A 23,406-nucleotide genomic window follows, 5' to 3' on the forward strand; every position below is an offset into this window, starting at 1 on the left:
CCCGGCGCTTGCCCGGCAGATCCCGTCGGGGCTGAAGTCCCTCCCACAACGGATCTTGCCGGTTTTGCTGCTGCTGTTGCCGCTGCTGGCATGGGCCGAGGAGATCCCGCGTTACGTCACCGAGAACGGCCGCCATGCGCTCTACGTGGACGGCGCGCCCTACCTGGTCCTCGCCGCGCAACTGCACAACTCCAGCGCCTGGCCGGCGGTATTGCCCAAGGCGATGGACGAGGCCAAGGCGCTGAACGTCAACACCATCGAGGCGCCGGTGTACTGGGAACAGTTCGAGCCCGAGCCCGGCCGCTACGACACCGCCAACGTGGATGCGTTGATCGCACAGGCGCGCAAGCGCGGGGTGCGACTGGCGCTGCTGTGGTTCGGCACCTGGAAGAACGGCCAGATGCACTACGTGCCGGAATGGATCAAGCGCGACGATGCGACCTATCCACGCATGCGCGATGCGGACGGCGAACCGATCGACGTGCTGTCGCCGCATGCGCCGGCCAGCCTGGAAGCCGACGCGCGCGCGTTCGCCGCGTTGATGCGCCACCTGCGCAAGGTGGACGGCGGCAAGCGCACGGTGATCCTGGTGCAGGTCGAGAACGAGCCTGGTGCGATCGGCAGCGTGCGCGACCATGGCCCGCTGGGCGAGGCCGCGTTCGCACGGCCGGTGCCGGCGCAGATCGCGGCGAAGCTCGGCAAGCCGGCCGGTACCTGGCGGCAACTGTTCGGCAGCGAGGCGGCCGAGGCGTTCAACGCCTACAGCACCGCCGCCTACATCGAGCAGGTGGCCGCCGCCGGCAAGCGCGAGTACCCATTGCCGATGTACGTGAACACCTGGCTGCGCTACAAGGGCAAGCGTTATCCGGGACTGGACTATCCGTCCGGCGGCGCCACGGTCAACGTGTTCGAACTGTGGCGCGCGGCCACGCCGTCGATCGATTTCGTCGGTACCGACCTGTACACCAGCGATTACAACGAGTTCACCAAGGTCGTCGGCCAGTACGCCCGCCCGGACAATCCGGCCTGGATCTCCGAAACGGGATTCGAGGCCGCGACCGCGCCCTTCCTGTTCCACGTGCTGGGGCAGGGCGGGATCGGTTTCTCGGTGTTCGGTGTCGACGGCAATGCCGACAGCGAGGACAACCGCGCGGCGATCGCCGCGCATGCGGCCAGCTTCGGCCAGTTGGCGCCGATCGACCGCCTGCTGGCCATGGCCAATGCCGAAGGCCGGTTGCAGGCGGTCACCGAGCAGCCGGGCCAGCCGCAACGGACACTGGTTTTCGACGACTGGCAGGTCAAGGTGTCGTTCGGTGCGCCGTATTGGGGCGATGCACCGCCGATCCTGCCGGGCAATGCCGATCACGGCGGGCGCCTGCTGGTGGTGCGGCTCGGGGAGGGCGAGTTCCTGGTGACCGGCTTCGCCGCGCGTGCCGAGTTCTCGCGGGTGGCCGCCGATGGCCGGCGCGGGCAGGTGTTGCGGGTGGAGCAGGGCCGGTATGTGGATGGGCGCTGGCAGTTCGAGAGGGTGCTCAATGGGGACCAGACCGACTACGGGCTCAATTTCCGTGCGTCCGATCCGCCGGTGTTGCGGGTCAGGGTGGGGGTCTAAGGGGATCCGACCGGGCTATGCCGGTATTGCCTGGGTGGTGGTTTCCTTCTCCCGTTCACGGGAGAAGGCGCCAGAAGGGCGGATGAGGGGCTTCGGCTTTTCCGCTTTTGCTCCAGGAGCAAAGGTTTCGGTCCCTTGGGCGAGCCACTGCTGCGTCGCCGCGAATGGGCTCCGCTAAGTCAAGGGCGAAAAACCGAGCCGCGCGCGACAGCCGCGGCCATTCCCGCTCATGAATGCCGACATGTCCCGGCATCCCGGTCCGGGTAAGGCATGAGGTGCCGCGGCTTGTGCCGAAAGCCGCATGGGGGCCGTCGTCCTGCAACAAGACAGCCGAGGCCACGGGCCGCAAGATCGAAGCGGCATGGCGGGAGCCATGGGAACCGGAAAAGCAGGCGAGGGCCGGATTCTGGCGGTATTCCAAGGGGCTGGACGGGAATATGCCGGGATACGCGTGCAGCGGGGATGGCGCCGCGACGCGCTGGCGACGATGGCGTCGGGTCGCGTTGGTTATGCGATTTGCCGCGCTGCCGCAGTTCCGGAGCTTGCGCCCGCGCGGCGGTCTGGTTGAAGAACACTTCGGCGCGCGACGTTCGCGCCGGGGCCTGGGAGGGCCAGGATGGATGCTTCGGCGAATCCGGCGGCACCGGAGACGACAGCTCGGCTGCCGCTGTACGAAAAAGTGGGCTATGGCCTGGGCGATGCCGGCGGCACCGTCGTTACCTGCCTGATCATGAGCTTCCTGAATTTCTACTACACCGATGTCGCCGGCCTGGCGCCGGCGGCGGTGGGGGCGATGTTCCTGGTGGTGCGCGTGCTCGATGCGGTGGCGGACCCGTTGATGGGCATGCTGGCCGACCGCACCCGCAGCCGCTGGGGACGCTACCGGCCCTGGCAGCTGTGGATGGCGCTGCCGGTCGGCGCGGCCGGGGTGTTGGCGTTCAGCGTGCCGGGGCTGGGCGAAACCGGCCGGCTGGCCTGGGCCTGCGCTACCTACTTCCTGCTGTCGCTGGGGTACACCGCGGTCAACGTGCCGTACTGCGCGATGATCAACGCCATCACCACCTCGCGCCGGGAAATACTGGCTTTCCAGTCCTGGCGCTTCACCTTGTGCGGAGTCGCATCGCTGCTGGTCTCGGTGGGCCTGCCTTGGCTGGTGCAGGCGCTGGGCCGCGGCGACGCCAGGCGCGGCTACAGCCTGGGCGTGGCGGTGGTCTGCGCGCTGGCGGTGGCGATGCTCCTGGCCTGCTTCGCCAGCGTGCGCGAGCGCGTGCCGCTGCCGCGCGAACGCGCCGGGCTGCGCGGGCGGTTGGCGACCGTGCTGGGCAACGACCAGTTGCGCCTGACCATGCTGATGTCGTTCCTGTTGATCAACGTGATGAACCTGCGCGGCGGCGGCTATCTGTACTTCGCGACCTACGTGCTCGGCGGCGGCACGCGCTATGCCTCGATGTTCCTCGGACTGGTCGCGCTCGCGGCGATCGCCGGCGCGATGCTGGCCGCGCCGCTGGCGCGCGGGCGCGACACCCTGCGCCTGTACATCGGCATCAACCTGTTGCTGGCGGCGATGTCGCTGGCGATGTGGTACCTGCCGGCCGGGCCATCCTGGCAGGGGCTTTGGCTGGGCGTGGTGTTCGCCAACGGCACCGTCCTGGGGCTGACCTTGCCGCTGCATTTCGCGCTGCTGGCGTATGCCGACGATTACGGCGCATGGAAGTCGGGGCAACGCAATTCGGGCCTCAACTTCGCCCTCAACCTGCTGGCGATCAAGCTGTCGTGGGCGGCCAGCGCCGGGATCATCGCGGCGGTGCTGTACCTGGTCGCCTACCAGCCCAACGTGCCGCAGAGCGCATTGTCGCGCCAGGGCATCACCGCATTGGAAACACTGATCCCGGCCGCGCTGCATCTGCTGCTGGCACTGGCTGCGCGCTTCTGCACGCTGGACGAGCCGTGCATGCGCCGCGTCGCCGCGGACCTGGACCGGCGGACCGCCGCCTGAGCCGCTCGCTGCATCCCACCCCCTTTCGCCGAATCGAACGCACAGGAAATACCGCATGCCCGGCATCCAGGACCCCCAGCTGAAACAGATCGCATTGACCGCGCCGTTCTGGAGCGGCTACCAGGCGCTGGTGCGCGACGTGGTGGTGCCTTACCAATGGCTGGCGCTCAACGACCGCGTCCCGGATGCGGAACCGAGCCACGCCATCGCCAATTTCCGCATCGCCGCCGGGCGCGAGCAGGGCGATTTCCGCGGCATGATCTTCCAGGACAGCGACGTGGCCAAGTGGCTGGAGGCGGTCGCCTACCTGCTGGCGCAGCAGCGCGACCCTGCGTTGGAGCGCACCGCCGACGAGGTGATCGACCTGGTCGCCGCCGCCCAGCAGCCGGACGGGTATCTCAATACCTACTTCACCCTGAAGGCGCCGGCCGAGCGTTGGAGCAACCTGGCCGAATGCCACGAGCTGTACTGCGCCGGGCATCTGTTCGAGGCCGGCGTGGCGTATTTCCAGGCCACCGGCAAGCGCACGCTGCTGGAGGTGTGCTGCCGGTTCGCCGACCATATCGATGCGGTGTTCGGCACCGGGCCGGGCAAGCTGCAGGGCTACCCCGGGCATCCGGAGGTCGAGCTTGCGTTGCTGCGCCTGTACGAAGCCACGGGCGAGGAACGCTATCGCGCATTGGCGCGCTACTTCATCGACCAGCGCGGCAGCCGGCCGCACTGGTACGACATCGAGCACGAAAGGCGCGGCGGCGTCTCGTACTGGAACAACCATGGCAAGGACTGGATGGTGCGCAACAAGGCCTACAGCCAGGCGCACCTGCCGCTGGTCGAACAGCAGCACGCCACCGGCCATGCGGTGCGCTTCGTCTACCTGCTGGCCGGCGCGGCGCACCTGGCGCGGCTGGACGGCGACGCCGCCAAGCGCGAGGCCTGCCTGCGCCTGTGGCACGACATGAGCGCGCGGCAGATGTACGTGACGGGCGGCATCGGCGCGCAGGGTTGGGGGGAATCCTTCACCAGCGCGTACGACCTGCCCAACGACAGCGCCTATGCGGAAAGCTGCGCCGGCGTGGGGCTGATGATGTTCGCAAAGCGCATGCTGCAGATGGAGGGCGAGGCCGGCTACGCCGACGCGATGGAGCGGGCGTTGTACAACGTGGTGCTGGCAGGCATGTCGCTGGACGGGAAGGCGTTCTTCTACGTCAATCCGCTGGAGACGGTGCCGCGCGCGATGGCGGCCAACCACGCCTACGACCACGTGAGGCCGACGCGCCAGCGCTGGTTCGGCTGCGCCTGCTGCCCGCCCAACATCGCCCGCCTGATCGCTTCGCTGGGACACTACGTCTACACCAGCCGCGCCGAGGCGCTGCACGTGGACCTGTACGTCGGCGGCGAGGCGTGGTTCGAACGCGACGGCGTCCGCTTCGGCCTGCGCCAGCGCACCGACTATCCCTGGGACGGGCGCGTCGAGATCGAGGTCCTGGCCGAGCAGGCCTTCTCCACCGCGCTGGCGTTGCGCCTGCCGGACTGGTGCGGGCAGCCGCGGTTGCAGCTCAACGACGAGGACGTGCCGCTGCAGGTGCGCAAGGGCTACGCCTGGCTGGAGCGCGAATGGCGGCCCGGCGATCGCCTGCGGCTGGAGCTGCCGATGCCGGTGCGGCGGATCGGCGCGCACCCGCGCCTGCGCCAGGCGGCCGGCAAGGTCGCCCTGCAGCGCGGACCGCTGGTCTATTGCCTGGAGGAGGCCGACAACGGCGCCGACCTGCACCAGCTGGCGCTGCCGGCTGACGCGGCGCTGGTGCCGGTCGCCGGCGATGGCGTGTTCGCGGGCATGACGCTGGTCGAGGCCGATGGCCTGCGGCGCGAGCCGCAGGGGCGGGAAGCGCTGTACCGCTATGACCCGCCGCCCGCACGGGCGCGATCGCAGCGATTGCGGTTCGTGCCTTACTTCGCCTGGGCCAACCGCGGCGAGGGCGAAATGCGGGTGTGGCTGGACGCGGGTTGAGCGGACCGCGAACGGCGGTTTTTCGAACGGCCAGGTCGCCGGGCGGCGCCGGCCCGATCTTTTCGAGAGGAGCGTGACAAGTGGACCGGAGACAGTTCTTGCGTGGAGGCGTCGGCGTCACTGCCGGGACCATGGTGTGGGGATGGCAAATGCCGGCGATCGCCGGCGCAGCGGAGGGGGTGGCATCGCCGGCGCTCTCGCCGCCGCGCGACCCATTGCCCGAGTATGCGAAGTTGCTCGAGTTCGACCACCGGGGCCGGCGCTGGAGCGTGCACGAGGACCTGCGCACGCCGCAGGGTTCGCTGGTGCTGGCCTGCGCCGAGGGCGTGCTCGACCTGGGCAAGCGCACCGAGGCGGTGTGGGGCAGCGACCGGCCGCCGTATTTCGGCATGAAGCTGGCCGAAGTGGCCATGGCCGAGGCCGACCTGCTCGCCGACCGATTGCTGCGCGACGGCGACCCACGCGAGGACGAGGTACGCGACGCCGCACCGCCGCCGGCCTCGCGCCTGGATCCTAAGGACTACAACGGCCGCCTGCCGTGGACCACCTTCGTCGGCACCGTGCAGGGCAACGACGCCATGCAGGTCTATCCGGACGGGCGCACCCGCACCTACCGGGCGATCCAGTACTTCCCCGAGCTGGGCGAGGCCGGCAAGATCGCCCGCCGCGAGGAGGGCCTGCTCGGCGGCTGGCTCCCGGCGGTGCACAAGGTGGTGCCGGCCGGCGAGGGCCGCTGGTACGACCTGATCGTGTTCGCCGACGTGAATGCGCACGACCGCTTCGTCGTGCAGACCTGGCACCGCGCGGTGCTGGTCGAGAACGGCAAGGCGGCCAGGACCGTCTACGGCTACAGCTATCCGGAGTACCCGCCGCGCCGCAACGGCGCCAGCGCCGAGGACTTCTACCGCGGCCTGCTCGATTTCGCCGGCTATTGGCAGGCGCGCGTCGCCGATGCCGCCGAGGCGCAGTTGCCCGACCCGAGCTGGGCCGACATGGCGCGCTTCGCCTTCGCGCGTGAACTGGTGGTACGCCCGGCCGGGGTCTATCCCAAGTACGGCGCGGTCGACCGCGACTACTACGGCAACGAGTACGACGGCTTCCAGGACACCTTCACCAGCTCGCTGTACGCCAACCTGGAGTGGGGCCGCTTCGCCCAGGCCGCGGCGGTGCTCGACAACTACCTGTCCGAGTACACCCAGGCCGATGGCATGATCAACATGCGCGGCCCGGAGACCGGCCAGTTCGGCCTCACGCTATCGCTGCTGGCGCGTTACCTGCGCTATACCGGCGACGCCGCGCTGCTGCGCAAGCATCGCGGCAAGATCGCCGCCACCGCGCAGATCCTGGCCGAACTGCACGATGCCGCGCTGGCGCTGCCGAAGAACGACCGCGGCCATGGACTGATCCATGGCTGGAACGAGTCCGATGCCTGCCTGTATCCCGATCCGTCGCTGTGGTGGAAACCGTACTTCGCCAACAGCGCGTTGGCGATCCGCGGCTGGGAAGACATCGCCGCGGTATGGACCTCGCTCGGCGGCAGCGGCACCGAGGCCGCGCAGTGGCGCGCGCGCGCGAAGCGGCTGCGCGAGCGCCTGCTGCAGAGCATCCGCGCCAACGTGCGCCGGGACCTGTCGCCGCCGTACATCGGCCCGCTGCCGGGCGCCACGCAGACCTTCCGCGAGGCGATGTCGCAGGAGGACCCGAGCAAGAGCGAGCAGCTCTGGTCGCACCGCGTCTATGCCGAACTTCTGCAGGCCGACGTGCTGCCGGAAGACCTCGCCAACCTGGTGATCGATTGCCTGCGCGGCCACGGAGGCACCACGCTCGGCATCGTTTCCAACATCTGGAAGCCGACGCCGGAAGGGCGCGACATCCTCGGCTTCATTTCCTACGGCTACGCGCAGCAGCTATTGCGCCTGGACAGGATCGAGGAATACCTGTTGTTCCTGTACGCGCATCGCTACCAGGCGCATACGCGCGGCAGCTGGACCGCCGGCGAGGTGGCCGGCATCACCGGTGGCATGCCGCTGTTCTGCATGCCGGCGCAGATGACCGTGCCGCTGCTGTTGCGCTGGATGCTGGCGTTCGACCAGGACGACGCGCTGTACCTGGCGCGCGCGCTGCCGCGCGACTGGCTCGCCAGCGGCAGGCCGGTCGCGCTGCGCGGCGCGCCGACGCCATGGGGGCGCGCCAGCCTGCACCTGCAGGCCGATCCGGCACGGGGCACGATCGAAGGACGCGTCGAACTGCCGGAACGCGCGCTGTCGCGGGCTTGGCTCAGCCTGCGGGTGCCGGCGGGCAAGCGCCTGGTCGAAGTGAGCGTCGATGGCCGTCCTGCCGTTCCCGCCGGTCCGCAGCGCGATCGCGTTGCGTTGCCGGTGAAGGCGGGCGGCAGCGTGATGGTACGGGCGCGATATGCCTGAATCCGTATGCGCCGGATCCGGATTTGATATCGCATGACCGAGGCGGATCCCGTATTCGGCTCTTGGATATCCATGGATATCCAAGAGCCGGGCCGCCGGGAAATCCTCCCGCCGTTCGACGGCATGGCGGGAAGATCCGCGGGACGCCGAACCCGCTGCGGAAAGTGCGGATTTCCGCATCCTTCTTCGCTATTTGCGTCAAGACGTTTGCGCTGTCGTTACCGGAACATGAATTCCACGTGGGGGAAGGCGTGAGGGTTCCCAGGCACGCACCACGGGCGCGGTAATTCGCCGATCCACGCCGCGTCGCCGTTCCGAAGTTCCGTTGCACATCGACCATCCCGCTTCCGGCGCCATGCGCCGGGACGGGGTCGTTCGGCCCGAATTCCAGCGTTCCCTTAGCCAGAATCGCCAGAGGAATCCTCCGATGTCGCCCAGTTCCGCTGTTCCCGTCCCGCACGTCGCCGCGTCCCGCGCCGCAAGGCATTCGTGTCCATTGACGCTGGCGATCCTGCTGGCGATGAGTGCGGCCGCGCCCGCGGCGCACGCGCAGGAGGCCGGCGACGACCGGCCGCAGGACAACAAGAAGGCCAAGCAGCTCGACACGGTGACCGTGACCGGCTCGCACATCCGCCGCGTCGACATGGAGACCGCGAGCCCGGTGGTCACGATCGACCGCCAACGCATCGAGGACAGCGGCAAGGCGACGGTCGGCGACATGCTGCAGAGCCTGCCGGTGATGTCCGGGATCCAGACCAACACTTCGATCAACAGCGGTTTCAGCCATGGCCGCGCGTTGGTCTCGCTGCGCGGGCTGGGGCCGGAACGCACCCTCGTGCTGCTCAATGGCCATCGCATGACCGGCCCGGCCAGCAGCGTCGCCGCCGCGCCCGGCGTGGACGTGAATTCGATCCCCGCGGCGATGGTCGACCACATCGAGGTGCTGACCGCCGGCGCTTCGGCGATCTACGGTTCCGATGCGATCGGCGGTGTGGTCAACATCATCCTCAAGAACGGCTACGACGGCGGGGCGATCGAGGCCGACTACGGCATCAGCGGCCATGGCGACGCGGCCCGCCGCAACTTCGCGGTGGAATGGGGCAAGACCTGGAGCCGCGGCAGCGTGATGCTGGCGCTGAGCCACAACTCGCAGAACGCGCTCTACAACCGCGACCGCGGCTTCGCGAAGAGCCAGCTCAGCTACAACAACGGCGTGATCGGCGACATGACGGGCAGCAATACCCGTGCCGTGCTGAGCGACGGAACGCGGCTGACGCCGAACTACGACGTGGGCGCCGGCGCCCTGACCGCCGCGGACTACCATGCGTTCGGCACCGATTCGCGCGACCGCTACAACTACTACGATTCCCAGTACATGATCACGCCGGGGGACCGCACCAACTTCTCGATGCGCGCCACCTGGGACATCACCGACGGCATCCAGGCCTATGCCGACCTGCTGTGGACGCACAGCAAGACCACCTCGCACCTGCAGCCCTATGGCATCAGCGCGGCCGGGCTGGGCGCCGACGTCGCCGGCAATCCATACAATCCGTTCGGTTCGGACCTCAGCGACTACATCCTTCGCACGCCGGTCTTCAGCCGCAAGTACGTCTCGTCGATGGCGCAGACCAACGCCGTCGCCGGCCTGCGCGGCAGCTTCGGCGATTCGAGCTGGCAGTGGGACGCCAGCGTCGGCTACGCCAGCTACAAGGACAAGCTGGTGCGCTACGGCTTTGCGGTCACCTCCGAGCTGGTCGACGTGCTCGAAACCGGGAACGTCTTCAACCCGAACGACCCGGACACCCTTGCCGCGCTCCGGTCGACCCTGCTGCCGGTGGACCTGAAGGACGAGAGCACCTCGAAGAACATCAACCTGGCCACCAATGGCACGCTGTTCGCGCTCCCGGCCGGCGAAGTGAAGGCCGCCTTCGGACTGGAATACCGCAGGAACGATTTCCACCAGGGCACGCAGAGTTCGGTCGCGATGGCCGATGCGTACGGCGCCTGCGACTACATGGACGGCTGCATCATGAAGCAAGGACACGCCGAGACCCTGAAGGAAGCCTATGCCGAGCTGCTGGTGCCGATCCTGTCGGACCTGCCGCTGGCGCATTCGCTGAGCCTGGACATCGGCAGCCGCCTGTCCGACTACAGCGCCTGGGGCCGTACCACCAACAGTTCGCTGGCGCTGGAATGGCGCCCGGTCTCCGACCTGCTGGTGCGTGCCACGGCCGCCGAAGTGTTCCGCGCGCCGGCGCTGGGCGACTTGTACGGTTCGCCCTACCAGGGCATCAACGATGCAGGAAGCTACTACGATCCATGCGAGCACTACACCGGCGGCGCCGGTGCCGGCGGCTGCCAGAACGTGCCGGCGGACGGCAGCTTCGTCAACACCGGCACGATGACCGTGATCGTCACCGGCGACGCCAACGCCGGATTCGACCTCAAGCCGGAATCCGGCCATTCCTACGACGTGGGATTGGTGTACGACCCGGATTGGTTGCCGGGCTTCTCGGTGAGCTTCGATGCCTGGAAGGTCAAGCTGGAGAACATGATCAGCGGCACCGGCTACGAGCAGGTGCTCGATCGCTGCTACCAGGGCGAAGCTGCCTACTGCGCGCTGGTGACGCGCAGCGCGACGGGTCAGTTGCTCAGCGTGACCGTGCCGTACTCGGTGAACCTCGACAAGGTCGAAATCCGCGGCTACGACTTCGCCACCAAGTACCAGCTGGAGACCGATCGCTGGGGCCGTTTCCAGCTCGGCCTGGATGCGACGCTGATGTCGAAGTACCTGGTCGGCGACGACGGCCACAACTACGTCGGCGAGACCTCCAGCTACGGCAACCTGCCGCGCCTGAAGGCCAACCTCAACCTGGGCTGGGACTATGGCGACTGGCATGCCGCCTGGACGATGCGCTACATCGGTTCCAGCGTGGTCGGCAGTGCTTACGAGGGCTACTGCAACAATACCGACGCGAGCGGCAATTGCGTTTACTTCGACGTGCCTGCCTACGTCTACAACGACCTGACCGTCAATCGCAAGTTCAAGTCGCTCGGCCTGACCGCGACGATCGGCGTGGACAATGCCTTCGACAAGAAACCGCCGATCTATTACGGGTATTACTCCAACGCTTCCAACACCGACGCCTGGACCTACAACACGATCGGCCGCTATTTCTGGGGCAAGGTGAGGTGGGAGTTCTGATCCGAGCGTCGAGGGAGCTCGTCATCGCCGCGAAAGCGGGGATCCAAGGACATTGCTGGTCAAAGCCAAAATCCCTGGATCCCCGCCTTCGCGGGGACGACGGGTTGAGGTGGCGGTTCCACGAGGCTGCATGAATATCTACGTTTCCGTCCCGCGTTGTCGGGCCCCACGATGGCGATGCCTGCTCCTGGCCTGGCTGGCACTGATGCCGGCCGCATTCGCAGCATCCGCCGGCGAGCCAGCGCCGGCGCATCCCAATGCCGCCATCGGCGAGCCGCGTTTCCTCGGCGATGCGCATCCGGTACCGGAGACCGGCGTGGACTTCGTCCCGGGCGGCCACCTGCAGCGCGTGTTCGCGGCCGATCTCGCAGCCGGCGCCGGCAGTGCGCCCGGGCGCGACTTCTGGATCGACCGGATGCTGGCGCGCGCAGGCGAGGGCGGTGGCCACGGGGATACCAACAACTGGCTGTTCACGCGCGGCCGTGCCGCCTATCTGTACACGCACAAGCCGGAGGAGCCTGGCTTCGTCGGCGATGTGGCGTACTGGCACAAAACCGGACACGACGCGTTGTTTCGCGTGCAGGTCGAGCAGGATGGAAAGACGCTGGCGCTGAAGGAGGTCGCGCCGCAGCGGCGGCAAACGCCCAGCTACTTCTCCACGGTGTTCGAGGATGCCGCCGCGGGTGTGCGATTGCACCTGGTGAAGTTCATCACCCAGCAGAACGTGGCGGTGGCCGAGGTCACGCTGTCGGCGCTGGACGGGCGTGCGCACGCGCTGACGCTGCGCGCGATCTCTCCGATGGCGGTACACGCCGATGATGTCGAGTTGACCGGCGCATTCCAGGCGCGCAACGACGTCACTACCGTATTCCCACGCTTCTCCGGCGATGGCTTCACGGTGGCCGACGGCGCGCTGGCACGGCCAGTGCGGGTGCCGGCAGAAGGCGGGAGCGCCACGTTCAAGCTGCAACTCGGCCTGACCACGCGCGAGCTTCCTTCCTCGCTGGCCGAGTATCGACGGATCGCCGCGCAGTCGCCGCAACAGGCGTATCGGGAGCACGTGCTCGCCTACAACCGCTGGTGGGCCGACAACATCCCGTACCTCGACACCCCCGAGGACAACATCGACAAGACGTTGTTCTATCGCTGGTGGTTGCTGCGTTTCAATTTCCTCGACGCCGCGGTGCCGGGCAACGACTACCAGTTCCCGGTGGCGATCGAGGGCGTGCTCGGCTACGACAACGCCATCGTGCTGACGACCTGCATGTTCCTGGACGACCTGAAGTACCTGCGCGATCCGGTCTATGCCTACGGGAGCTGGATCGGGGCGGGCGAGGTCGCGGGTGGCGGCAAGTACGTCGACAACCCCGGCTCGCCGCAGAATTGGTCCAACTCCTACGCGCAGTACATCACCGCCGCGGCCTGGCGCGCCTACCAGGTGCACGGCGGGCCTGCGGCGCTCGCGGGCAAGCTGGCCGGCTACGGCCGCGGCGACGTGCTCGGCCTGCTGAAGGCCTACGACCGCAACGGCAACGGCCTGATCGAATACGACTGGGCGGCGATGACCGGCAACGATGCCGACGCGGTGTCGTTCGACTGGGCCAAACGGCATGGACAGGCGCGCATGGATCGTGCCGAGAGCGCCTATGTCTGGGCCAATGCCAAGGCGGCGGCCGAGGCGGCGCGGCTGGCCGGCGATGCCGACGTCGCGCGGCAGATGGAACAGGTGGCGGCGCGCATCCGCGCCTCGGTGCTGGCGGTGCTGTGGCAGGACCGCAGCAGTGCGGCCGACTCGATGGGCCTGCACGGCGACCTGCTCAAGCACCGCCAGGCCAGCGGGCCGGAACTGCCGGTGGATTGGAAGGAGACCAACAACTATTTCCCGTTCGCGGTCGGGCTGATGCCCAAGCGAGGCGATGCCGACTACGACCCCAAGTACGTGCGCGCGCTGCGCCTGTTCGCCGATGCCGACCAGTACCCGGTGTTCCCGTTCTACACCGCGAACCAGGCCGACAAGCATGCGCGGGGCGAGGAAGGCAGCAACAATTTCTCGGTGATCAACTCCACCGTGATGTTCCGCCTGCTGGCTTCGGCGCTGCGCGACTATCCGAGCCCGTACCTGGATGCAGGGTGGTATCGCAAGCTGCTGTACTGGAACGCCTGGGCGCACTACATCGACGGCGACAACCGCTACCCGGACCAGAACGAGTTCTGGGCCAAGGGCAGCGCCGCCGATGGCGGCAGCATCGGTTATCGCTCGTGGATTCATCACACCCAGCTCGGCGCCACCAACTTCACCGTGATCGAGGACGCGATGGGCCTGCGCCCACGCAGCGACGCCAGGATCGAGCTGGATCCAATCGACATCGGCTGGGACCACTTCGCCGCCGACGGCATCCGTTACCGCGACCACGATCTGTCCATCGTCTGGGACCGCGATGGACGCCATTACCAGGGCAAGGTGCCGCAAGGCTATTCGCTGTATCTGGATGGCCGGCGGGCGTTCACGGTGGACCGGCTGGCGCACGTGCTCTACGACCCGGCCAACGGCCGTGTCGAGCCGGTCGCGGATGCGCGCGGCCAAGTCGCGGCGACGGTGCTGCACGCCGGGCGCGCCACGCTGGCGCGCCCGGAACAGGTACGCATCGAGACCGGCACGCGCACTGCCGAGGTGCTGGCCGATGCCGGCATCGAGGTCGCCCCGGCGCTGGCCGGCGCACGCAACCTGGCGCGCGACGCGACGGTCTCGGCCAGCTTCGCCACGGCCGGGTTCGAGGCGAAGGGCGCGGTCGATGGCAGCACCGCGAACGAGCCGTTCTGGGGCACCGCCGGTTCGCCCGATGCCAGCGATTGGATCGAGCTGGACTTCGCCCGGCCGCAAACGCTGGACACGCTGCTGCTGTACTTCTACCGGAGTTCCTCGGCGGAAGGCGAGCAGCATGGCTTTCCGTCCGGCACCCGCGCCGGCTATGCGCCGCCCTGGATGTACACATTGCAGTACCTCGACGGCGGCACCTGGAAGGACGTACCCGGGCAAGTGCGCGACCCCTCGATCGCGCAGGGCAACCGCAACCGGCTGCGTTTTCCTGCGATCGGCGCCGCCCGGTTCCGGGTGAAGGTCTTCCATGCCGGCACGCTCCGCACCGGGATCAAGGAAATCCAGGCATACGCGACCGGTATGCCGGCGCCGAAAGCGGTGGCGAACCGGGCACCGCAGGTCGTGGCATGGCAGGAGGATCGCGCGTCGGCATCGGGGGCGTTGCGGTTGTCCGGCCGGGTCGGCGACGACGCCTTGCCGCAGGGGCGATTGGCGTTGCATTGGAGCAGGCTGAGCGGGCCGCGGGATGGCGAGGCGATCTTCGAGGATGCCGGCGCTACCGATACCTTCGTGCGCTTCACCGCAGCCGGCGACTACGTGCTGCGGTTGACCGCAAGCGACGGGGCGTTGCAATCGCATGCCGACGTGCGCGTGAGCGCTGCGGCGAAGGCGTCGGGGCAGGGTATCCAGGTGCAGGGCGATGCCGTGGCCAGTGCCGAGTTCACCGCGTCCCATCATCGCGTGCAGGCGCTCAACGACGGCGAGGTGCCGGTACCGGGCAGCACGCCGAGCGGCGACCGGCGCTGGGGCAGCTGGGGCCGGCAGCAACCGGCGACGGTGTGGCTGCAATACCAGTGGCGGCAACCGGTGCGGATCTCGGCCAGCACGCTGTACTTCTGGGACGACCAGCCCGGGGGCGGCGTGGCCGAACCCCGCGGCTGGAAGCTGCAATACCTGCGCGACGGACGCTGGCTCGACATCGCCGCCGATTATCCGCTCGCGGGCAACGGCGCACCCAGCCACGCGCGCTTCGCCCCGGTGACGACCTGCGCATTGCGCGCGGTGATCGCGACTGCACCCGACGGTGCCGGCTACAAGGCCCTGGGCGTGGACGAATGGCAGGTGTTCGCCGATCTGCCGGAACGGCTGGAGCCGATCGACGTGCGTACCGGCATCGGCCAAGCGCCGCGGTTGCCGGAGAGGATCGCGGCCTGGTATGCCGATGGCGGCAGTGCCGAGGTCGGCGTGAGCTGGCCGCAGATCGATCCCGCCAGGCTGGCGAGCGATGGACGCATCGACCTGCATGGCCTGGCCGAAGGCGGCGTGCCCGCGACCGCCACGGTCTGGGTGCGCGCCAGCGAGCCGGGGCAGGTCAATACCGTCGATGCTCCACCGGAGGTGTGGGTAGCGCCTGGCCAGGTGCCGGCGCTGCCCGCGTTCGCCACCGTGCAGTACAACGACGGCTCGCGGGAACGGCGCGCGGTGCGCTGGCGTTCTGCGCCCGGAACCGCGCCCGCGGCGGGTACGACGCTCACGGTCGAGGGCGAAGTCGACGGGCGCGGCGCAACCGGCACGCTGCCGCTGCAGGTCGTGGTGCGCACGCGGGAGGGACGACCGTGATGGCAGGATCGAAGATTCTTCGACTTCTCTCCAGCCGTCAGCCCCGCGAAAGCGTTCGTTGGCGATTGCGAGCGCGTCCATGGATCTACGATCCCCGGCCGTCGCGCATAGCGCTCCGGCGTTCGAACGGGTGCGAGCCAGTGGCTCGCAAGCAACCCGTCCTCACCCCAGCTTTCGCGGGAATGACGCGTTGGATGGTCGTGATGGCGTGCATGATCGCTATGCCCAACGCAACGGCTGGCATCACTCCGCGCGTCGTGCAGGCGCACGGCAATCCGATCCTGGCCGATGGCGATTACTACTCGGCCGATCCCGCGCCGCTGGTTGCCGGTGGCAAGCTTTACATCCTCGCCGGCCGCGACGAGGCACCACCGGAAGTCAACGACTTCGTCATGAAGGAATGGCAGATGCTGGTCACCGACGACGTGGCCGGCGGGCGTTGGCAACACTATCCGGGGATGCTGCGCCCGGAGCAGGTGTTCGCATGGGCCGCTCCGGGCCGGGCCTACGCCGGCCAGATCGTGCAGGGGCCGGACCGGCGCTATTACCTCTATGCGCCGGTGGAAGAGCGCGATTCCACCAATCCCGACCGGTTCGCGATCGGCGTGGCGGTGGCCGACACGCCAGTGGGGCCATGGCGGGATGCGCATCCACAAGGGCCGATCGTTTCCCAGTCGGTGCCCGAGAAGAACGACATCCAGAACATCGACCCGACCGTGATGGTCGACGACGACGGCCAGGTCTACCTGTACTGGGGCACCTTCGGCCGGCTGCGCGGCGTCGAGCTGGAACGCGACATGCTTACGCCCAAGGGCGCGGAGTTCGCGGTGTCCACGCTGGACGGCTTCTTCGAGGCACCCTGGCTGTTCAAGCGCGGCGGCACCTATTACCTGGCCTATGCCGGCAACGAGGCAGGGCCCGATTCGCCCTGCACGCCGGCGATCTACCACGCGTGCATCGCCTACGGCACCGCACCCACGCCGCGCGGGCCGTGGACCTACCGCGGCGTGATCCTGGGCCCGGTGTCCTCGACCACCTCGCATCCGGGCGTGATCCTCTACAAGGGCCAGTGGTACCTCGTCTACCACACGGCCGACGCACGGGGCGGCGGGCATTTCCGCCGCAGCGTGGCGATCGACCGGATCGACTGGGACGATGCGGCCACGCCAGCGCGGATGCGGCCGGTGCGCCAGGCCCGTCCGCCGCGACCTGCACCGAAGCCGCAGCGCAATCTCGCGCCGGCCGCGTTCGCCAGCGCGTCCAACAGCCCGGGCGTGCCGGTCCAGTACTGGATCGCCGCGCTCAACGACGGCATCGCCCGTGCCGCGCCGTTGCCGCCGGACATGTGGAGCAACTGGACGCCGCGGCCACCGGCGCGTGCATGGATCCAGTACGCCTGGGACCTGCCGGTGACGCTGGATGGCAGCACGATCGTGTTCTTCGCCGACCAGCCGGCCGGCGCCACGACCGGCATCGCGCCGCCGCGCGCCTGGCACCTGGAATATCGCCACGAGGGCCGCTGGCTGCCGGTGCGGCACGCCAGCGGTTACGGCACCCGGCCCGGCATGCCCCAGCACGTGCGCTTCGCTCCGGTGACCACGCGCTGCCTGCGCGCGGTGTTCGATACATCCGGCGACGGCGACGCCCACGCCGCGGTGGCGGTGCAGGAGTGGATGGCCCTGTCGGTGCGGCCGCAATGGCTGCCGAAAACCGCGACCGCGGGCGCCGCGCACTGCGACGGACCTTGAGGCCTTGCCGGATTTCGTGCGGATTTCCGCATCGATGCCCGCGGGCCGGGTCAAGACGCGCGACGCACAGGGCGCGATAGTCGGGACTTGCGTGCCGTCGCGTCGACGGTGCCGATTCGCCGCTCTTGCGGTGCAGCAAGCCCGTGCCTTCCCCCGCAGACGCCAAGGGTACCGGGATCTTCGTTGCGCGGACCGGCGACTTCCACCTGATCGGTCCCGCGCCGATCGCCGCCAGGAGAGAAACCCCGCATGCGTTCTTCCGTTCCTTCCGTACCCGCGTCCGACACGCCTTGTCTGCAGGCCGCCCACGTCCACGCCGCGGCCGCCGGCATCGACGATCCGGCGCGCCGCCGCTTCCTGCAATGGAGCGCGCTGGCGGTCGCCGCCGGCTTCCTGCGCTTTCCCCTGGAGGCGGCCGCAACGGAGGCCGGCAAGGTGCAGGCGGTGCCGCTCGGGAACGTCCGGCTCAAGCCTTCGCTGTTCCTGGATTCGGTATTGACCAACCGCCGCTACCTGTTCGAGCTGGAACCGGATCGCCTGCTGTGCAACTTCCTCAAGTACGCCGGATTGCCGCCGAAGGGCGAGAGCTATGGCGGCTGGGAGGGCGACACCATCTCCGGGCACACCCTGGGCCATTACCTGAGCGCGCTGTCCAAGCTGCACGCGCAGACCGGCGACGCCGACGCCAGGCAACGCATCGACTACATCGTCGCCGAGCTGGCGCGCGCGCAGGCGGCCGACAAGGACGGCTACGTCGGCGGCTTCACCCGCAAGAACGACAAGGGCGGGATCGAGGGCGGCAAGCAGGTGATGGAGGAGGTGCGGCGCGGCATCATCAAGGGCAGCAAGTTCAACCTCAACGGCAGCTGGTCGCCGTTGTACACCCAGCACAAGCTGTTCGCCGGCCTGCTCGATGCGCACGCGCTGGCGGGCAACCGGCAGGCGCTGGAGGTGCTGGTGCCGATGGCGGGCTATTTCGCCGGGGTGTTCGACGCGCTCGACCATGCGCAGATGCAGCAGTTGCTGGACACCGAGTTCGGCGGGCTCAACGAGTCCTACATCGAGCTGGGCGCGCGCACCGGCGATCCGCGCTGGACCGCCGTGGGCAAGCGCCTGCGCCACGAGAAGGTGGTCGACCCCGCCATCGCCGGCCGCGATGCGCTGCCGCACATCCATGCCAATACCCAGATCCCCAAGTTCATCGGCGAGGCGCGCCAGTTCGAGGTAGCCGGCGACGCCGATTCGGCGGCCGCCGCGCGCTTCTTCTGGGAAACGGTGACCGCGCACTACAGCTACGTGATCGGCGGCAACGCCGACCGCGAGTACTTCCAGCAACCGGACACCATCGCCGCGTTCCTGACCGAGCAGACCTGCGAGCACTGCAACAGCTACAACATGCTCAAGCTCACCCGGCACCTGTACCAGTGGACGCCGCAGGCGCGCTACTTCGACTACTACGAGCGCACCCTGCACAACCACACGATGGCGGCGCAGCACCCGGGCACCGGCATGTTCACCTACATGACCCCGATGATCGCCGGCGGGCGCCGCGAGTTCTCCGACAAGTTCGATTCGTTCTGGTGCTGCGTCGGCACCGGCATGGAGGCGCACGCGCAGTTCGGCGACTCGATCTTCTGGCACGACGCGCAATCGCTGTACGTCAACCTCTACATTCCCTCGGCGCTGGACTGGCCGGAGCGCGATCTCGCCCTCGACCTGGACAGCGGGCTGCCGGTCGACGGGAAGGTGCGCTTGCGGGTCGCGCGCATCGGCGAGAAGACGCCGCGCCGGTGGTGCCTGCGCGTGCCGGCCTGGTGCGAGGGGCGCTACGCGCTGCGCATCAACGGCGTTCCCCGGAAGGCGCAGGCCGGGGAGGGCTACATCGTCCTGGAGCGCGCCTGGAAGGCGGGGGACACGATCGACTTGGAATTCGCCATGCCATTGCGGCTGGAACCGGCGCCGGGCGATCCGGACACGGTGGTGGTGATGCGCGGTGCGCTGGCGCTGGCGGCCGACCTCGGCCCCGCCGGCGAACCCTACGATGCGCCGGATCCGGCGCTGGTGGCCGACGCCTCGCCGCTCTCGGGCTTCGCCGAGCGTCCTGCGCCGGCGACCTACCTGGCCAGCACCACGCGCCCGGAGGGACTCACGTTCGTGCCGTTCTATTCGCAATACGAGCGTCGCAGCGCGCTCTATTTCAAGCGCATGGATTCCGCGCGATGGGCGCGCGAGTCGGAGCGGCGGCTGGAGCAGAAGGCCGCCTTCGAAGCCATGCAGGCCAGCGCCGTCGATTCGATCCGGTTCGGCGACGAGGCGTCGGAGAAAGCGCACGGGCTGACCAGCGATACCTCCTTCGGCGGCGAGTATCGCCGGCAGAAGTGCCGCGACGTGCGCGGCAAGGGTTTCGTCGAGTTCGAGATGAAGGGCAGCGACCGCCCGTTGGCGCTGCGCCTGCGCTTCTGGGGCAGCGACAAGGGCCGCTTCAACATCCTGGTCAACGGCACGCTCGCGGTGGAAGTGCAGGTCGAGCGCGGCCAGGTGATCGACTTCGTCGACCGCGACTATCCCTTGCCCATCGCGCTCACCCGCGATGCGAAGACGTTGAAGTTCAGGTTCGAGCCGCAGCACGGCGATACCGCCGGGCCGCTGTTCGGCGGTTGGCTGGTGCATGCCTGATGGGACGGCCGGCGACGCGGAATGGTTGCAGGCGTATCGGCTTGCGGCCGGCGGCGGCGCGACGCGCGGAAATCATGCCGTTTTCCGCAGCCATGGACGAAAAATGCGACAAGACGCCATGTCGGACTACAGGCACATTGTTACCGACTGATTAACGCAAGACCCGACGCCGTTGCCTGGCACGGCGTCGAAGGTTGCCCCGCTTTTCGTTGAACCTGCGTTCCAGCGCGGGATCCGGCGGTCCTGGCACGGGTGCGCTGCCCCCGTCGCGCATGACGCCTGCGCCCGGCTGCATTCCATCTTCCGATTCGCCGGCCGCGCCGGCGTGGCCTCGCTTTGCCCGAAAAACGCTGCACATCACCTCCGAGGAGTCCGCTGCATGTCGTTGCATCCGTCAAATCCCGCCCCGATGTCCCGCCCGCCCATCGCCCCCGGCACCGCCGCGCGCCGGCTCAGCCTCGCGATCACTTCCGTGCTCGCCTCCGCGGTGGCGGCGCCGGCGTTCGCCCAGGATGCGGCGCCCTCGGGCGGCGATGCCACCCAGACCCTGGACAGCGTGGTCGTGACCGGCTCGCGCCTGCGCCGCGTCGACACCGAGACCGCCAACCCGGTGGTCACCGTCAGCGCCGAGCAGATCGCGGCCACCGGCAAGGCCACGGTCGGCGACCTGCTGCAGGAACTGCCCTCGATCGCCGGCAACGCGACCAACCCGTACACCAACAACGGCGGCGGCACCGGCGCCTCCACCGTGTCGCTGCGCGGCCTGGGCGACAAGCGCACGCTGGTGCTGGTCAACGGCATCCGCCTGGCCTACAACGACGTCAACGCGATCCCGGCCAGCATGATCGAGCGCGTCGAGGTGCTCAGCGATGGCGCCTCGGCCGTGTACGGCTCGGACGCGATCGGCGGCGTGGTCAACTTCATCCTGCGCGAGAAGTTCGAGGGCGTGCAGTTCAGCAGCGACTTCGGCACCAGCTGGAAGAGCGACGGCAACCGCCGCAACTTCGCGCTGACCGCCGGCAAGGCCTGGGACCGCGGCAGCCTCGTGGCCGGCGTCTCCTACCACGACATCGATCCGGTCTCGGCCGGCGCGCGCGGCTACTCCAAGGACGCGCTGTACCTGATCGACGGGCAGTCGGTGAAGCAGGGGTCCTCGGCCACGCCGACCGGTTCGATCAACTTCAACGACGGTTCCGACGCCTCCAAGGCCCTGGCCGCCCGCCACGGCTGCTCGCGCGTGACGCTCGACGGCGGCGTGAGCGGCACCCCCGGCCAGGGCGACTTCCATTGCTACAGCGCCACCGCCGATTCGTACAACTACCAGCCGTTCAACCTGCTGCAGACGCCGCAGAAGCGCACCAATGCGTTCGTGCTCGGCAGCTACCGGCTCACCGACAACGTCGAGGCCTACGTCAACACCTGGTTCAGCAAGACCGAATCGGCCTCGGTGATCGCCCCGATCCCGATCTTCGCCAACGGCGACAACTTCCTGGTGTCCGCCGACAGCTACTACAACCCGTTCGGCGTGAACTTCGGGACCGACCGCGCCACGGGCACCTCGTACAACGATTTCAACACGCGCATCACCTCGCTCGGCAACCGCCGCTACCAGTACGACACCTACAACTTCCAGGCCACGGCGGGATTGCGCGGCGGCTTCGGCGAGAGCTCCTGGCGCTGGGAAACCGCGCTGAACTACGGGCGGGTCAGGCAGAAGTCGACCAACTACGGCTTCCTCGATTACGCCAAGTTCAACCAGGCGGTCGGGCCCTCGTTCATGGACAGCGACGGCACGGTCAAGTGCGGCAGCGCGGGCAACGTCATCGCCGGCTGCACGCCGATCAACGTCTTCAACATCAACGATCCGTCCAACACCGCCGCGCTGGAATCGATGGTGGTCGACCCGGTGGTCACCAGCATCTACACGGTCAAGCAGTTCGAGGCCAATGCCAACGGCGACCTGTTCGACCTGCCGGCCGGCACCGCCAGCCTCGCCGCCGGACTGTCGTATCGCAAGGAAGAGACCACCACCCATGCCGATCCGCTGTGGACCGCCGACGAGAACGGCCTGTGCGGGGTGATCGAGTACTGCGGCTCGGTTCTGAACGGCGGCTTCAACGTCAAGGAGGCCTACGCCGAGGCGCTGTTCCCGCTGCTGAAGGACCTGCCCGGCGTCAGCTCGCTCAACGTCACCATCGGCACGCGCTTCTCCGACTACAGCTCGGTGGGCAGCAAGACCAACAGCAAGCTCTCGATCGAGTACCGGCCGGTGGAGGACCTGCTGCTGCGCGGCACCGTCTCGCAGGTGTTCCGCGCGCCCAACATCAGCGAACTGTACGCGGGCGTGGCCGGCGACGCGGCCACCGCCAACGATCCGTGCAACGGCTACACCGGCGGCCACGAGGCGGCCTGCGCCAACGTGCCCACCGACGGCAGCTACCAGCAGGCCGACGGCCAGGTTTCCGGCAAGGCGTCGGGCGCGGCCGTGGCCGGCTACCAGCTCAAGCCGGAGACCGGCAAGTCCTACGACGTCGGCTTCGTCTACGATCCGCACTGGATCGAAGGGTTGTCGCTGAGCGCGGACTGGTGGCGCATCGACCTGGAGGACACCATCACCACGGTGTCGGCGCAGACCGTGCTCAACCAGTGCTACGCCAACTCGGCCAGCGCGTTCTGCGCGCTGATCCATCGCAACGGCAATGGCACGATCAACTACATCGCCGAGCCGACCGTCAACCTCGGCAAGCTCTGGGCGCGCGGCATCGACTTCAACCTGACCTACCGGCTGCCGGAAAGCGCGTGGGGCCGCTTCACCGCCGGCCTCACCGGCACCTACCTGACCCGCTACGACATCCTGCCCGACACCACCGACCCGAGCACGGTGACGATCCACAACGTCGGCAAGTACACGTATTCCTACGGCAACTTCCCGCGCTGGCGCGGCCTGGCGACGCTGGGCTGGAACCTGGGCGACTGGAGCGCGAGCTGGCGCGTGCGCTACGTCGGCAAGACCCAGATCGGCAGCAGCGACCTGGAGCAGAGCTTGTCCGCCGATTCCGGCGCGCCGGGCGTGGTGCGCGAGATCGGCAGCTACGTCTACCACAACCTGCAGGCCGGCTACGATTTCACGCCGTGGCACCTGCGCTTCGAGGTCGGCGTGGACAACATCACCAACAAGCAGCCGCCGCTGTACTACGCCAACAACGTCAACAACGCCAACACCGACGTGGCGACCTACGACCTGCTGGGCCGCTACTACTGGGGCCGGGTGACCGTGAAGTTCTGAGTGAGGCCGGG

Annotated in this window: 9 protein-coding genes; all 9 read left to right on the forward strand. The window is 68.4% G+C overall.

Annotation, left to right across the window (positions count from 1 at the left end; all coding sequences use genetic code 11):
• Window positions 1–55: 55 nt before the first annotated feature.
• The 9 genes from M3M27_RS08165 (at window position 56) to M3M27_RS08205 (ending at window position 23,395) form a co-directional block, all read left to right on the forward strand.
• Complete coding sequence (locus tag M3M27_RS08165) at window positions 56–1,612, forward strand: DUF5597 domain-containing protein (RefSeq protein ID WP_218569411.1); 1,557 nt, start codon at window positions 56–58, stop codon at window positions 1,610–1,612.
• Between the two features lie 616 nt (window positions 1,613–2,228).
• Window positions 2,229–3,608 carry an MFS transporter gene (locus M3M27_RS08170; RefSeq protein WP_434027727.1) on the forward strand — a complete coding sequence of 460 codons (1,380 nt, stop codon included), beginning with the start codon at window positions 2,229–2,231 and terminating at the stop codon, window positions 3,606–3,608.
• A gap of 55 nt (window positions 3,609–3,663) precedes the next feature.
• On the forward strand, window positions 3,664–5,616 hold the full coding sequence (locus tag M3M27_RS08175) for a glycoside hydrolase family 127 protein (RefSeq protein WP_434027728.1): 1,953 nt from the start codon (window positions 3,664–3,666) through the stop codon (window positions 5,614–5,616).
• Window positions 5,617–5,696: 80 nt separating this feature from the next.
• Window positions 5,697–8,039 (forward strand): Tat pathway signal protein, encoded by a 2,343-nt coding sequence (locus M3M27_RS08180; protein WP_434027729.1) that lies wholly within the window; start codon window positions 5,697–5,699, stop codon window positions 8,037–8,039.
• Between the two features lie 427 nt (window positions 8,040–8,466).
• On the forward strand, window positions 8,467–11,247 hold the full coding sequence (locus tag M3M27_RS08185) for a TonB-dependent receptor (RefSeq protein ID WP_434027730.1): 2,781 nt from the start codon (window positions 8,467–8,469) through the stop codon (window positions 11,245–11,247).
• A gap of 130 nt (window positions 11,248–11,377) precedes the next feature.
• Window positions 11,378–15,685, forward strand: coding sequence for an Ig-like domain-containing protein (locus tag M3M27_RS08190; RefSeq protein ID WP_434027732.1), 4,308 nt, complete (start codon window positions 11,378–11,380; stop codon window positions 15,683–15,685).
• 182 nt (window positions 15,686–15,867) lie between these two features.
• Window positions 15,868–17,433: a family 43 glycosylhydrolase gene (locus M3M27_RS08195; protein ID WP_434027733.1), complete on the forward strand. Its 1,566-nt coding sequence runs from the start codon at window positions 15,868–15,870 to the stop codon at window positions 17,431–17,433.
• Between the two features lie 249 nt (window positions 17,434–17,682).
• Complete coding sequence (locus M3M27_RS08200; protein WP_434027734.1) at window positions 17,683–20,109, forward strand: beta-L-arabinofuranosidase domain-containing protein; 2,427 nt, start codon at window positions 17,683–17,685, stop codon at window positions 20,107–20,109.
• A gap of 409 nt (window positions 20,110–20,518) precedes the next feature.
• Window positions 20,519–23,395 carry a TonB-dependent receptor gene (locus tag M3M27_RS08205; protein WP_140718742.1) on the forward strand — a complete coding sequence of 959 codons (2,877 nt, stop codon included), beginning with the start codon at window positions 20,519–20,521 and terminating at the stop codon, window positions 23,393–23,395.
• Window positions 23,396–23,406 lie beyond the last annotated feature (11 nt).

Source organism: Xanthomonas boreopolis (assembly GCF_046529185.1).
GTDB classification, from domain to species: domain Bacteria; phylum Pseudomonadota; class Gammaproteobacteria; order Xanthomonadales; family Xanthomonadaceae; genus Pseudomonas_S; species Pseudomonas_S boreopolis.

Bases quoted from the DNA above. Each gene is read 5' to 3' on its own strand.
- M3M27_RS08190 (WP_434027732.1), top strand. From the start codon at position 11,378: ATGAATATCTACGTTTCCGTCCCGCGTTGTCGGGCCCCACGATGGCGA.
- M3M27_RS08195 (WP_434027733.1), top strand. From the start codon at position 15,868: ATGACGCGTTGGATGGTCGTGATGGCGTGCATGATCGCTATGCCCAAC.
- M3M27_RS08185 (WP_434027730.1), top strand. From the start codon at position 8,467: ATGTCGCCCAGTTCCGCTGTTCCCGTCCCGCACGTCGCCGCGTCCCGC.
- M3M27_RS08205 (WP_140718742.1), top strand. From the start codon at position 20,519: ATGTCCCGCCCGCCCATCGCCCCCGGCACCGCCGCGCGCCGGCTCAGC.
- M3M27_RS08170 (WP_434027727.1), top strand. From the start codon at position 2,229: ATGGATGCTTCGGCGAATCCGGCGGCACCGGAGACGACAGCTCGGCTG.
- M3M27_RS08200 (WP_434027734.1), top strand. From the start codon at position 17,683: ATGCGTTCTTCCGTTCCTTCCGTACCCGCGTCCGACACGCCTTGTCTG.
- M3M27_RS08175 (WP_434027728.1), top strand. From the start codon at position 3,664: ATGCCCGGCATCCAGGACCCCCAGCTGAAACAGATCGCATTGACCGCG.